The following is a 13,335-nucleotide window of genomic DNA, read 5'->3' on the forward strand; positions in this document are numbered from 1 at the left end:
CGGGGGTGTGGGACGGGTTGGTGATCGCGGCGAAGCAGGGGGAGTTCGACCTCATGTGTGGTGGCGCTGCGTGGGTACGACCAGCGGGCCCGCTCCGGGACGGAGCGGGCCCTCTGCTCGTGTGTGCGCGACCGGTCAGAAGGACTCGGTGAACAGGCGCGACGCCTTGACGTCCGTGGCGCGGTAGTTGTCCTTGCCCTGCTCGACGATCTGGGCCACCTTCTCCAGGCGGTCCTTCATGTCCGTGGCGCGCTTCTTGTACTTGCCCTGGAGGGTCTCGTACTCACGGTGCGCGTCACCGTCCCACGTGTCGGTGACGACCCGCAGCGCGGTGTCCATCTCCTCAAGGTCCTTGATGATGTGCTGCGAGACCGTCCGGATACGGTTCGCCATCTCCTGGACGCTCTCGTACCGAACCTTGGTACCGGCGTTGTCGACAGACATGGTGCTCCCCCTTTTCGTCAGATGTTGTTGAGCGCGGAGTTGTTGACGGCGGCGAAGGTGGCACGCACGTCGTCGTCGTTCGCGTTGCTGAGGTTCTTCGTCTCGCCGACGGCGTGGAGCAGCACGTTCAGCAGGCGACGGATGGTGTCGTGGTCCTCGTTGACGAGGGTCTGGGCCTGCTTGAAGCCGGCGGCACCGACACCGGTCCAGCCGGCGCTGCAGGTCTCCAGGATGTCGGCGAGCTCACGCGCCTGCTTGGTGACCGCCTCGCCGGTCTCCATGATCTTGTTCTTCGCCTTGACGATCGGATCGTCTGCGAGTCCGAACCCACCTGCGGGAGTGGTCATGTGATGCTCCTCTTGTTGTCGATGGCGTTGCTCATGCGTCTGTCGACGCTCTCCTGCGTACGACCACCGCGACGACGATGCCGACGAGGGCAACGACGGCGATGGCACTCGCGGCGACGGCCCAGAGCGGGAAGCCGCTCTCGTCGGGCTCTGCTGCCGCTGCCCCCGTGTTCTCAGGAGAGGGGGAGGTCTGGGGTGACTGTGAAGTCGGGGACTTGCTCGGAGCCTGGCTCGGTGTCGCACTCGCCTGTGCGGCGAGCAGCGGGTCGACGTTCGGGTCGCCCGGGTCGCCCTTGCCTTCGAGCAGGACCTGGGCGGGACGGACGGAGCCGTAGCCGATGTACTTGCTGGGCACCGGGCCGTTGTGGCCGGCGGTCTCCAGCATGACGCGGAGGACCTGGTTGCCGGTCCAGTCGGGGTGCGCGGACCAGATGAGGGCGGCTACGCCGGAGGCGATGGCGGTGGCCTGACTGGTGCCTTGACCGGCACAGAACTTGTGCTTGTCGTTGGTGCAGCGGCCAGGGATCTCGACGCCGGGAGCGGCAAGGGCAAGGTGGCGGCCGAAGTTGGAGAACTTGGCGACCTTGCCCTTGGTGTCGAGGGCACCGACGGCGACGACCCCAGGGATGGCTGCCGGATAGACCGGACCGTTGCTCCCGTCGTTGCCGGAGCCCGCAAAGATCAAGACGCCCCTTTTGCGGGCGTAGTCCACTGTCGCCTGCCAGTCAGCCGTCTCCTCGGGGAGCGCGGGACCGGCCTGGGAGATGTTGATGATGCGAGCGCCGTTGTCCACGGCGTAGCGGACGCCTTTGTACGCCGTCTCCCATCCGAAGTTCGAGGCGGCGCCGTTCCTCACGGGAAGGATCGTCGCGTCAGGAGCAATGCCCTTGACCCCGCCGTCGGCCCCGCTACCGGCGATCGCAAGGGCCATGTTCGTGCCGTGGCGGTCGGTGTCCTTGTCGTCCACCCGCCCCGGGCCCCCGAGGTCGAAGTCGCGCCCGGGCAGCACCTTTCCTTGAAGCTCCGGCAGCGTCGAGTCGACACCGGTGTCGAGCACGGCAACGGTGATGCCCTTACCTGTGGCCACCTTCCACATCTGATCGGCCTTCATCGCGTCCAGGTACCACTGACGCGACCGCATGTCGTCCGCCTGCGCCGCCGGCGCCACGACGGTCCACGTCGCGACGACGGCGGTCATGGCACCGAGCAGGCCCACTGCTCGGCTGCGAACGACCCGGGTAAGGGGGAACATCAGCGGATGGCTCCTAGTCGATGACGGGCGGGACGATCCGGCGCTGGCCCGAGGTCCAGGTCTCCTCGTCCTCTGACAGGTAGTCGGGACGGTGACCGGCCGCGCGCTCGGCCTCGTGGTCCTGTCCGTTCGAGGCGGTCGGGCGAACAAGACCCGAGCCACCCGGCGTGAACGCCGAACGTCCAACACCTCGGGACGCGGAAGGAGTCCCTACGGTTCCACCGTGCTCCATCGCCAGGCGGCGGCCAGAGGACCCACCGGAGACGCCGGACGGTCCGTGCATACCGCCACCCGGGCCGTGCATGCCAGCGCCACCACGACCGTACGGGGTAGTGGACCGCTGCTCCTCGCCGATCACGGTGCCCATGGGTACCCGAGGCGGCCGCATGCCACCGACGCCAGGCCGGGTTGTCGGGACCTGACGGCCGCCGACAATGCCTTCGGCGGGCCGGGGGCCGGCGGTCAGCGGGCCGGGTCCCTGGAGGCCGGTGCGGCCTGTCGGCCCCGGCAGGCCCGGCATGGCCGTACGAGGCAGGCCGCGGCCGACCTGAGGGCCGGTCGGCGGAGTCATCGGCGGCAGCGGCACCGGCGGCGGGCCGACCGTCGTAACGGGCGGTGTCGTCGGCGGCTGCACGGTGGGCGGCTGTACCGGTGGACGCGTCGGGGCGTCCGGCACGAGGGTCGTCGAGTCGATGTGCGTGTTGACGTCGGGCAGCGGCGGCCTCGTCGGCGAAGTCGGCGGCGGAGAGACCGGGTCGTGAACCTGCCGCACCGTACCGGTCGGGGTCGTCACATCAGCACTCTGAAGAGACGCGTGGCCGGTCGCAGTGGTGCCCGTCCCCGTGCTCGCATACGTCCCGGAGCCAGTGCTGCCGCCGCCACCCCCCGTGGTGTACTCGCGCTCGCCTTCACCGATGATGCCACCGGCCATCGGCTTGAACTCCGGCTGCCGCTCCGCCGCGAGCCGGTCGCGCGTCGCGTCGTAGTACGACGACAACCGCTGCATCGCGCTGACCGCTTCCTGGAGCTTCGGGCCTGTCTCCGCCTCGATCCGGGCCTTCTCCTTCTCCGGGTCCGCGAAGCACATGCCCGCCGGCTTCGGCAGCGCCGCCTTCGCCTCGGTCAGTGCGCTGCCCGCACGCTTCATCTCGTCGGAGACGACCTTCGTGAAGTCGCCCAGGACGAGCGTCTCGGACACCATGCCCGCACCCCAGGTGCGGAACGCCTCGGCACCCTCGCCCTCCCACTTCACACGGGAGATGTAGTGCCGCAGATCCGTGGCAATGTCCAGAATCTTCGGCACCGCCGCCGCGAGTGCCTCGCCGGCACCCGAGATGTCCTCGGGCTTGGCCGACGCGATCATCGCGTACAGAGCATCCAGGGACTTCCCCTCGAACTCTCCTGACATCGTGTTGCCCTCCCCCGTTAGCTGAATCCGCCGGCATCAGTGGTGCCGGTCGTCGGCTTGGCCGGCTGCTGCGGCTTGGCCGCGTCATGACCTGCGACGCCGTTGTGCTTGTCGTAGTCGTCCTGGGTGGCCCTCTGGATCGCATGGAAGCGATCCTTCTGCTCCTGGTCGATGGCGCCGTAGCCCTTGTCGGCGATCTGCGCCCGGATCCCCATCGCCTCGATCGTCTCGCCGAAGATCTTCGTCAGCTCTTCGAGCCGCGTGCGCACCTTGTCGTACGCCCCGTGCAGCTCGGTCGCCGCGCTGAAGCCCGTGCCGTACGAGGCCGGCGTGACCTTCTGCTCGCCGATCTTCGTGTGTTCGGCCGGTGAACCCTTCAGCTCCTCGACCAGCTTCTGCATGCGCGACTGGAAGGTCAGGAGCGTCACGTCTCCGACTTCCAGGCCGTTCTTCTTGCCGCCGTCCCCGTTCGGCCCTGCCACTTCAGTTCCCCCTCGTCCCGCTCGTCACGCGTACGAACTCGCCTACTCTAACCACCTGGTACGACAGTTCCAACTGCAAAGTCACCTAGGTATTCGTACTCATTCGCCGGCTCGCCGCACCGCCCCGCGCCGCCGCCTGCTGTCGCGAATCACGGTGGCCGCGCCCGCCACCACGGCGACCAGCACCGCGCCGATCCCCAGGGCGTACGTGGCAAGGCGCTCCGTGCGCTCCTGCGGGGTCTCCGCCAGGGAGATGTGGGCCGGTTCGGGGGCCGGGGCCTTTGAGGGGCCCGGGTCCGGGGTGGGGCCGGTGAGCGGGGGCTCCGGGCCGTCGGCGAGGGCGCGGACGGGGTCGACGACGCCCCAACCGACGTGGTTGTCATGGCCGTTGACGGAGCGGATGGCCGTCTGCTCGATCCGGGTGACGATCTGCGCGGGCTTCCACTTCGGGTACTTGGCGCGCAGCAGGGCGGCCACTCCGGACACGTACGGGGCGGAGAAGCTCGTACCGTTGTCGACACACTGGCCGCCGCCCGGCACGGTGGAGACCATGTCGACACCGGGTGCGGCGACGCCGACGAAGGTGCCGGACTGGGAGAAGGCGGCGCGTTCGTTGTTGCGATCGGAGGAGGCGACGGCGAGGACGCCCGGGAAGGCCGCGGGGTAGGTGTTCTTGAGTTTGCCGTCCATGCCGTCGTTGCCCGCGGAGGCGACCACCACGACGTTGGCGCGAATCGCTCGGGCGACCGCCTGGGCGAGCGAGGAGTCGGGGCCCAGCGGCTGCGTCGTGTCCTGGGAGATGTTGATGACCTGGGCGCCCTTGCTCACCGCGTAGTCGATGGCCAGCGCCATGCTGTCGGACTTGCCGCTGTTCTTCTCGTCGTTCTGCCGGATCGGGATGATCGTGGCCTCGGGCGCCAGGCCGACGAATCCGGTGCCCTTGCGGGGGCGGGCGGCGATGATCCCGGCGACCTTGGTGCCGTGGCCGACCTCGTCGACCGTGCCGTCGGTCTTGCCGCGCTTGTCGTCGCCGGGGCCGGGGTTCTTCTTGTCGGGCTGCAGGTAGTCCTTGCCCGCCTTGGCGTCGACGGCGTGCTTGAGCTGCGGGTTGACGTCGTCGACGCCGGTGTCGATGACCGCGACCCGGACGCCCTTGCCCTTGGTGTCCTGCCACAACTCGTCGAGGAGCACCCGCTGGAGCGCCCAGGGCGTGCCCTCGATCTGCTTCTTCATCGGGAAGGTGCACTCGCCGCTGCCGTTTATGTCCACCGGCTGCTCCGGGTCCGTGTCGGCGTACGCCGCCGGGGCCGTGGCCAGCACGCCCGCCACCGCCGTCGCCGCGAGCAGGGACAGCCCTCGGTGCGTCCTCGTCCTCGTCCTCACCAGCGTCACGTCCCTCACGAACCCTGCGGCTGGCGCGCGCTGTTGGTGTCCAGGCGCGGGCCCTTGGACAGGAACTCCGACCATTCGAGCGGTACGAGCACGGGGGTGACCCGCTCGTATCCGAGGCGCTTCTGGGCGTCGCTGGGTTCCGGGCGTCCGTCGGTCTGCTGCTGGTCGGGGGCGCCGATCTCGGAGCGGCCCTTGTCGCTGTCGCCGTTGGCCTGGACGGCGTAGCGCAGTCCGGTGTCGGTGACGAGGAAGAGCGAGCCGTCGGGGCGGGCCTGCCTGCCGCCCTGGAACTGGGTGTAGAGCAGGCCGGTGCCGGGGGTCACGTACGTGCTGGTGCCGCCGGCGGTGATCTCGGCGGGGTACTGGGCGCCGGCCCAGGTGGACAGCGTCGTACGGCCCTTGGAGTCCACGCTCTCCAGGACGGAGCAGATGGTGTCGCGGGAGCCGGCGTCGCCGCCCACGGAGTTGACCTGGGTGGACTTGGCCTTGGGCCACTTCAGGCCGCCGCCGAACTCCTGCGGGTCCGGGGTGATCGACTGCAGGTCGACGGCGGGGGCCTCGCCGGCCATGTCGAGGCCGTCGGTCTGCGGGGAGTTGATGATCAGCCAGGCGGTGAAGTCGGAGACCGGCTGCACCTTGCCCTGGAGGACCACGTACTGCTGGGACCCGGAGCCGGTCTTGACGCGCAGCACCATGCCGACCCGGTCCTCCTTCTCGGTCAAGCCGCCGTTGACGCCCGCGTCGGCGCCCACCTGACCGGGAATCGTGGGGTAGTCGACGGGGTCGCCGGTCTTGAGGGTCGCCAGCCAGTCGTCGGTGACCTGCTGCGGCTCGCGATTGACGCCGAACAGGGCGGTGGTGAGGTTCTTGGCCTGCTCGTTGACGCGGTACTTGGTTCCGGTGTCGTCGACCAGGTACTGCGTCTTCCCCGTCTGCCCCTGCACGTACAGGATCTGACCCGGCTTCAGCTTGCTCTTGTTCTCGATGCGGTCGGTGTCGCGCTGGGCGAAGAGGAAGGTGGCCTTCTGCACGCTGCCGCCGTTGCCGCCGCCCGGCTGCTCGCACACGGCCCAGCGCTTCGCGGTGCCGGCGTCGGTGTCGCCGGGGAGGCGGTCGGGGGCGTACGGGATGCCGAGGATGGGGCCGCGCGGCGGCTTGCCCTTGTCGAGTTCGGCGTCGTCGACCTGGACGACGTGGAAGTCGTCCGGGTTCAGCAGGAGCCGGGCGGAGGCCAGGTTGAGCACCGGGTGGAGCAGGGTCTTCTTGTCCTTGCCCTTGCCGGTGGTGAGGACGACGTAGCGGGTGGTGGACTGCTTGCCGATGATCACGTTGGTGCCGGGCTTGTCCCAGCCCTTGGGCGCGGTGGGCCGGAACATGCCCCAGGCGCCGAACCCGGCGATCACGAGCGCGCCGATGACGAGGCCGGGGACGACCGCGCGCAGCGGCTTGGGCGCGCCCTCCTCCGTGCCCGTGGGCGAGGGTTGGAGGAATGCCGCCACCGTGCGCTTCTTCGCAAAGGTGTACGCGTTGAGCTCGTCCCGCCGTGATGCCATGAGTCCCCATTTTCGTCAGGCGCGGTCTTCGCGCGGCAGTCCACGGCAGCCCGGGGAGCATGGCGCCCGGGCCCCGGCTGTCGGACCGGCCCCCTACTATGCCTGCTGTCCGCCCGCGCTCGTGGGGCGGGTAGGGTGATCCGGCCGCCAGAGGCCTGCCAAAGGGCCGGTGGGGCACGGTGATCGGGACGAATTGAGGGGGATTCTCCATCATGGCTTCCGCGACGCGGACGCGGCCCAGAGCGGCCGCGCCCCCTTCCGCACCCTCCGCGAACCCGCCCTCGGGGCCCGGTTCGAGCGCTTCCTCCCCGGCCCCGTCCCCGGTTTCCTCCTCGGTCTCACCGAGGCTGCAGGCTCGCCCCGGACACTTCGGTGCGTTCCGATTGCAACAGCTCGTACTGATCGAGGTGGCGGCCGCGTCGCTGTTCGTCGCCGCGGTCGTCGACAAGCTGCTCCTGGTGCCCGCCGGTGTCGTCGCGGCGGTGCTCGTCCTGCTCGCGGTGGTGCGCCGGCACCGGCGTTCGCTGCCCGAGTGGCTCTCCACCTTCCTCGCGCTGCGCGCCCGCACCCGCCGCGCCGCGTCCTTCACCGTGCCGGACGGCACGGAGCCGGGGCTCGCCCCGGTCGTGGAGTGCGATCCGGCGCTGCGCACGTACACGTACAGCGACCGTGAGCGGCGGCCGATCGGGATGATCGGCGACGGCACCTTCCTGACGGCGGTGGTACGGGTCGAGTCCGAGGGTTCGGCACTGCGCCCCGACCGCGGGGCGCGGCCGCTGCCGGTCGGGCTCGTCCGGGACGTGCTCGAAGTCGACGGCATCCGCCTGGAGTCCGCGCAGATCGTGCAGCACACCCAGCCGGCGCCCGCGCCGCACCTGCCCGCGCAGTCGATGGCCGCGCGCAACTACGGGCCGCTGCAGGCGCAGACGGGTTCGCCCGCGCTCCGCGTCACGTGGGTCGCGCTCAAGCTGGACCCGGAACTGTGCCGGGAGGCGGTCGAGGCGCGTGGCGGTGGTCTGGAGGGCGCGCAGAAGTGCCTCGTACGAGCGGCGGATCAGCTGACGAGCCGGCTCGCCGGTGCCGGTTTCCGGGCCGTCGTGCTGAGCGAGCAGGAGCTGACCGCGGCCCTCGCCACGTCCACGTGCGCCAGCCCCATGGCGATAGCGCAGGCGGGCCGCGGCCACGCTCCGGGCCGGCGCACGCAGGAGACCGCGCGCACCTGGCGGGTCGACGACAGGCGCCACACGACGTACTGGGTGGGCCGCTGGCCGCAGTTGGGCGCCGCGGGCGGCGCGGGCGCGTCGATGCCGCAGCTGGTGGCGCTGCTGACGTCGCTGCCGGCGCTCGCGACGACGTTCAGCCTGACGCTGAGCGGGGGTGACCGCCAGGAGGTGACGGTCACCGGACACGTACGGATCACCGGGCGCAGCGACGAGGAGCTCGTGGCCGCCCGGCACGAACTGGAGCGGGTGGCGCGCGGCGTGAAGACGGGTCTGGTGCGGCTCGACCGCGAACAGGTCCCGGGCATGCTGGCGACGCTGCCGCTGGGGGGTGCGCGCTGATGACGATGCCGGTGACGGGAGGCGCGGGGCCGGTGCCGGGAGGCGCGTTTCCCGGCGGGGGTGGAGTGCCCATGCCTGCTGGAGGTGGAGTGCCTGTGCCGGGCGGGGCGCAGGGGGCGGTGCCGGGCGCGTCGCAGAGGCCGGTGCCGGGCGCGGCGCACGGGACGGTGCCGGGCGGGATGCCGGTGGCAGGTGGATTGCCGATGCAGGGCAGTGCGCCCATGGCGGGCGGAGCGGCCGTGCACGGCGGGGCTCCCGTGGCCGCTGGAGTGCCCGTGGCGGTGCCGGCCGCCGGCCCGGCCGGCAACGGACCGGCGGGGGGTACGCGCGCCCGGCGGGGCGGCGGGCGGCGCGCCGGTGGCCGGGGCGGGCAGGGTGGCGCAGCAGCTCGTACGGGACGGAGCACGAAGGCCCGGTTCGGCTTCGGGCTCATCGGGCCGCGCCGGGACCGCCACTCCGTCCCGGTCGACCAACTCGACGCGCTGGCCCTGCCGGTGGGCGACGACGGCATGGTCATCGGCGTGGACGCCGAGGGCCGGCCGGCCGTGCTCGGCATCAACCAGCCCAGCCCGTACGACGTCACGCTCATCGGTGGCCTCTGGACCGCGCAGGTACTCGCGCTGCGCGCGGCGGCCACCGGTGCCCGCGTCGCCGTCGAGACCGGGCGCGCGCCCGCCTGGACGGCCCTCGCCCAGGCGGCCGGCGGCGGCCAGCCCTGCGTCACCCTGCACGACGTGGGCCGGGTGCCGCCGCAGGGCGCGTCCGCGGGCAGTCCCGTGGTCGTCATCCGCGACTGCGGCATGCGGCCGCCGCGCGGGCGCGTGGTGTCCGGGCCGTGGCAGTCGGTCCTGACGCTCCTGCCGTACCTGAGCCCGGTGGCTCCGCGGCTGCTCGAGAAGTCCTCGCTCGTCGGCGTCCAGCGGGTCTCCCCCGACGAGGCGGCGCAGATCGGCCGCATCATGGGCCTGCAGCGCGCGGAGTGGGAGGCGCTGTCCACGCTGGCGGACGGCGTGACGCTGTGGTGCACTCCGGGCGACCGTCAGTTCGTGATGACCCAGGCGACGGACGCCGAGACGGGGCTGCTCGGCGGCGCCCGCCGGATGGACTGACGGACTGAGGTGTTGAGGTACCGAGGCATTGAGGTACTGAGGCATTGAGGCATTGAGGCATTGAGGTACTGAGGTACCGAGGGCGGGCTTGGCTCGGTTGCCAAATCCGTCCGTTTTTAGACACATTGCGCGCATTTGGATCACCGGGTGGTTCACTGTCCGATACCCGCAGGTCACTTGAGGACCGGATGTGACGCTGTGGTGGGCCGTCGGCCCTGCCCGGGGCGCGCGGTTGGCGTTTAGGGTGGGACGTGCCCGCCCACGACTGCACACGGGTGCGCGACCACACCAGGAGGCAAAGTGAACCGCGATCGGGACGAGGTCCAGGGGGGTTGGAATCCTCCCGTCGACGATCAGTCCGACGCAGATCCCGCCGAGATGACGGGTGAGTTCACCATCGACTACACCCCTCCGGCCTGGTACACGCAGAACGCGGCCGGCGGCGGCGGTACGGGCTCCGCGCCCACCCCTCCCCCGCCCACCGGCGCACCCCTCGCCGTCCCCGGCGCCTGGGCATCGCCGCCCGCCGCTCCGTCGGCCTCCGTTCCACCGGCCTCCGTTCCGCCGGCTGCTGTTCCTCCGGCCCCTGCTCCTCCGGCCGTGCCTTCCGCGCCGGTGGCGCCCGCGGCCGAGCCGTTCGGCGGCGGGGACGTGGAGAGCGGCGCGACGATGCGGTTCTCTCCGGCGGCGCTGAAGCGGGAGTTCGCGGAGCGGGACGCGGCGGCAGCGGCCGGCGCTCCGGCGACGGGGCCCGCGGCCCCGGTGCCGGGCACTGCTGCGGGCACGGCTGCTGGTACGGCTGCTGGTACGGACCCGGGCGCCGCTGCGGCGGTGACTGCCACGCCCCAGGCCGGCGGCTCGACCGCCGCGCCCGAGGCGGGTGGGTGGTCCGCCACCGCCGGGGCGCCCGTCGGCACGGCGGGCCCCCTGCCGGGTGCGCTCCCGGAGGGCTTTGTCGGCGCGACGGAACCGGCTGCGCCTCAGGCGAACGACGGTGAGGTGCGCGCGGCCGCCGCCGCGCCGGAGGGTTCCGCCGACGCGGAGGTCCCGGCTGCGCCGGCCGTGAGTTCCGCGAGTTCCGCGAGTGACGCCGCCACGCCGGACGCCGGTGTCGGCACCGGGCTTGCGGCCGACGGTGCTTCCGCCGCACCGGAGGCCGTTGACGCTTCCCTCACGTCCGAGGCGCGCGTCGACACGACCTCGGCGCTGGAGACACCGGAGGCGCCGTTTGCCGAGGCCTCCGCGGGCTCGGCCCCGGGCGTGGGCGGTACCGAGCCGGAAGCCCACGACGACTCGGCCTCCGAGGTGAAGACGCCCGTCGGCACCTCAGTCGAGGCGGGCGAGGCCGCCGTTGCGGCCTCCTCCGCGACGACCGGCGCCGATGACGAGGCGGCGGGCGCGGCGGCCGGGGACGGTTCCCCGGCTCCGCTCGACACCGGCGGTGCGGACACCGCGGCCGCCCCCGACGACGCGGCCGCGCAGACCGCTCCGGAGGGCGACGCGACCGCGAGCGGCGACGACGACGCGCCTCTCGCCGGCTCCGACGCCACGCCGGGTTCGGCCCCAGCCGCCCCCGTCGCCGCCGACGCCGACGCCGTCCCCGGATTCCCTGCACCCACAGGCACCCCGGCTTCCGCCCCCGCGCCTGCCGCCGCCCCGCAGGACGCCGTCCCCGGCGGGCTGCCGGCCGCCGCGCCCGGGCCGATGCCCGGTCAGGGGAGTGCGCTGCCGCCGCTGCCGCCGTCGTTCCAGCCGGCGACGCCCACGGGCGCGCCGCAGTGGCCCGCGCAGGGCGCGCCCGGTGAGCAGCCGGTGCCGCCGGCGGCCGGACCGATGCCCGCCGCCGCCTCGTGGCCGGCGCCGCCCGGCCCCGTACCGCCGCAGGCACCGCAGGGCGGTTACGGCTTCCCGCACCCGGGACAGCCCGCCCAGCCTGCCCATGCCCAGCCCGGTCAGCAGCCCCCGGCTCCGGCCCCCCAGGGCGGATACGGCTTCCCGCACCCCGGACAGCCGCCGCTCCCGCCCCAGGAGTCCCAGCCGCAGCCCCAGCCCCAGCCCCAGCCGGGTTACGGCTTCCCGCAGCAGGCCCAGCCCCCCGCCCCGCAGGGCGGTTACGGCTTCCCGCACCCGGGACAGCCCGCCCCGGCTGCCCAGCCCGGTCAGCAGCCCCACCAGCCCCAGCCCCAGCCGCCGCAGGCCCCGGAGGCCGGCTACGGCCAGCCCACCCCGCCCCCGGCTCCCCAGGCCGGCTACGGCTTCCCCCAGCAGCCCCAGCCCCCCTCCCCCGTCGACCCCCGTACCGGTGCCGCGTGGCCCACCGCCGTGACGCACGATCAGCGCGAGCGGTCCGTGCCCGGCGCGCCGCTCGGGTACAACGCGGCGGTCGAGCTGTCGTCGGACCGGCTGCTCCGCAACACCAAGCAGAAGGCGAAGTCGTCCCGCAACCCCGGCTCCGCCTCGCGCTTCAAGCTCGGCGGCAAGCGGGAGGAGGCGGAGCGGCAGCGGAAGCTGGAGCTGATCCGGACGCCGGTGCTCTCCTGCTACCGGATCGCGGTGATCTCGCTCAAGGGCGGTGTCGGCAAGACGACGACCACGACCGCGCTCGGCTCGACCCTCGCGACCGAGCGGCAGGACAAGATCCTGGCGATCGACGCGAACCCGGACGCCGGCACGCTGGGCCGCCGGGTGCGGCGCGAGACCGGGGCGACGATCCGCGACCTCGTGCAGGCGATCCCGTACCTGAACTCGTACATGGACATCCGCCGGTTCACCTCGCAGGCGCCCTCCGGTCTGGAGATCATCGCCAACGACGTGGACCCGGCCGTGTCGACGACGTTCAACGACGAGGACTACCGGCGTGCGATCGACGTCCTGGGCAAGCAGTACCCGATCATCCTGACGGACTCCGGCACGGGTCTGCTCTACAGCGCGATGCGCGGGGTGCTCGACCTGGCCGATCAGCTGATCATCATCTCGACGCCGTCCGTCGACGGCGCGTCCAGCGCGTCGACGACGCTGGACTGGCTGTCTGCGCACGGGTACGCGGAGCTGGTGCAGCGGTCGATCACGGTCATCTCGGGGGTCCGCGAGACCGGCAAGATGATCAAGGTCGACGACATCGTGCAGCACTTCCAGACGCGCTGCCGCGGTGTGGTCGTGGTGCCGTTCGACGAGCACCTGGCGGCGGGCGCCGAGGTGGACCTCGACATGATGCGGCCGAAGACCCGGGAGGCGTACTTCAACCTCTCGGCGATGGTGGCCGAGGACTTCGTACGGGCGCAGCAGGCGCAGGGCCTGTGGACCGCCGCGGACGGGCAGGGCGGGATGCCGCCGCACATGGCCCCGCCCATGCCGGGCCAGCCGCAGCAGTATCCGGGCCAGCCCTATCCGGGCCAGCCGTATCCGGACCAGCAGCAGCCGTACGGAGCACAGCCGGCACCCGGCCAGCCGCAGCCCGGCCAGCCCCACCCGCCGCAGCCCGTGCCCGGCCAGCCGGCCCCCGGCCAGCCGTACCCGCCGCAGCCCGCGCCGGGACAGCCGTACGGAGCCCAGCCCGCGCCCGGGCAGATGTACGGGGCGCAGCCGGGGCAGCCGCCCGTGCCGCAGGGCTGGCAGCAGCCTCCGCAGGCGCCGCCAGCCCCTCAGCAGTAGGGCGTCACAGGAATAGACCAATGAGACCCCGTACCGGTGTTCCGGTACGGGGTCTCATTGGCATTCACGCAGTCCACAAGGGGTTTGATACATCGTTGACGACGGGAGATCACCGCTGATACACCTTCGCTTCGT

The 13,335-nt window shown here is 72.3% G+C and carries 10 protein-coding genes; 3 read left to right on the top strand and 7 right to left on the bottom strand.

Features of this window, described 5'->3' with window-relative positions; translation table 11 throughout:
* Positions 1-135: 135 nt before the first annotated feature.
* From ACWEJX_RS28705 to eccB, 7 genes are all read right to left on the bottom strand, one after another.
* Positions 136-444 carry a WXG100 family type VII secretion target gene (locus ACWEJX_RS28705; RefSeq protein WP_451610316.1) on the bottom strand — a complete coding sequence of 103 codons (309 nt, stop codon included), beginning with the start codon at positions 442-444 and terminating at the stop codon, positions 136-138.
* A gap of 17 nt (positions 445-461) precedes the next feature.
* Complete coding sequence (locus ACWEJX_RS28710; RefSeq protein WP_451610317.1) at positions 462-791, bottom strand: hypothetical protein; 330 nt, start codon at positions 789-791, stop codon at positions 462-464.
* 31 nt (positions 792-822) lie between these two features.
* On the bottom strand, positions 823-1,989 hold the full coding sequence (locus tag ACWEJX_RS28715; protein WP_451610318.1) for a S8 family serine peptidase: 1,167 nt from the start codon (positions 1,987-1,989) through the stop codon (positions 823-825).
* 67 nt (positions 1,990-2,056) lie between these two features.
* Complete coding sequence (locus ACWEJX_RS28720; protein ID WP_451610319.1) at positions 2,057-3,451, bottom strand: hypothetical protein; 1,395 nt, start codon at positions 3,449-3,451, stop codon at positions 2,057-2,059.
* Positions 3,452-3,468: 17 nt separating this feature from the next.
* On the bottom strand, positions 3,469-3,933 hold the full coding sequence (locus ACWEJX_RS28725) for a hypothetical protein (protein WP_451610320.1): 465 nt from the start codon (positions 3,931-3,933) through the stop codon (positions 3,469-3,471).
* Between the two features lie 99 nt (positions 3,934-4,032).
* On the bottom strand, positions 4,033-5,166 hold the full coding sequence (gene mycP / locus ACWEJX_RS28730; RefSeq protein WP_451610336.1) for a type VII secretion-associated serine protease mycosin: 1,134 nt from the start codon (positions 5,164-5,166) through the stop codon (positions 4,033-4,035).
* A 164-nt stretch (positions 5,167-5,330) separates the two neighbouring features.
* Positions 5,331-6,878, bottom strand: coding sequence for a type VII secretion protein EccB (eccB, locus tag ACWEJX_RS28735; RefSeq protein WP_451610321.1), 1,548 nt, complete (start codon positions 6,876-6,878; stop codon positions 5,331-5,333).
* 212 nt (positions 6,879-7,090) lie between these two features.
* Between eccB and eccE the strand changes: the two genes are divergently transcribed.
* From eccE to ACWEJX_RS28750, 3 genes are all read left to right on the top strand, one after another.
* Complete coding sequence (gene eccE / locus ACWEJX_RS28740; protein WP_451610322.1) at positions 7,091-8,440, top strand: type VII secretion protein EccE; 1,350 nt, start codon at positions 7,091-7,093, stop codon at positions 8,438-8,440.
* A 221-nt stretch (positions 8,441-8,661) separates the two neighbouring features.
* On the top strand, positions 8,662-9,549 hold the full coding sequence (locus tag ACWEJX_RS28745) for a hypothetical protein (protein WP_451610337.1): 888 nt from the start codon (positions 8,662-8,664) through the stop codon (positions 9,547-9,549).
* A gap of 300 nt (positions 9,550-9,849) precedes the next feature.
* Positions 9,850-13,200, top strand: a complete 3,351-nt coding sequence (locus tag ACWEJX_RS28750) for an SCO5717 family growth-regulating ATPase (protein ID WP_451610323.1) — start codon at positions 9,850-9,852, stop codon at positions 13,198-13,200.
* The last annotated feature ends 135 nt before the right edge of the window (positions 13,201-13,335 follow it).

It is taken from the genome of Streptomyces sp. NPDC004788, from assembly GCF_053601115.1.

Excerpts from the sequence above, each read along its gene's own strand:
- ACWEJX_RS28705 (WP_451610316.1), bottom strand. The coding sequence starts at position 444 with ATGTCTGTCGACAACGCCGGTACCAAGGTTCGGTACGAGAGCGTCCAG.
- ACWEJX_RS28710 (WP_451610317.1), bottom strand. The coding sequence starts at position 791 with ATGACCACTCCCGCAGGTGGGTTCGGACTCGCAGACGATCCGATCGTC.
- ACWEJX_RS28715 (WP_451610318.1), bottom strand. The coding sequence starts at position 1,989 with ATGACCGCCGTCGTCGCGACGTGGACCGTCGTGGCGCCGGCGGCGCAG.
- ACWEJX_RS28720 (WP_451610319.1), bottom strand. The coding sequence starts at position 3,451 with ATGTCAGGAGAGTTCGAGGGGAAGTCCCTGGATGCTCTGTACGCGATG.
- mycP (WP_451610336.1), bottom strand. The coding sequence starts at position 5,166 with ATGAAGAAGCAGATCGAGGGCACGCCCTGGGCGCTCCAGCGGGTGCTC.
- eccB (WP_451610321.1), bottom strand. The coding sequence starts at position 6,878 with ATGGCATCACGGCGGGACGAGCTCAACGCGTACACCTTTGCGAAGAAG.
- eccE (WP_451610322.1), top strand. The coding sequence starts at position 7,091 with ATGGCTTCCGCGACGCGGACGCGGCCCAGAGCGGCCGCGCCCCCTTCC.
- ACWEJX_RS28745 (WP_451610337.1), top strand. The coding sequence starts at position 8,662 with ATGGCGGGCGGAGCGGCCGTGCACGGCGGGGCTCCCGTGGCCGCTGGA.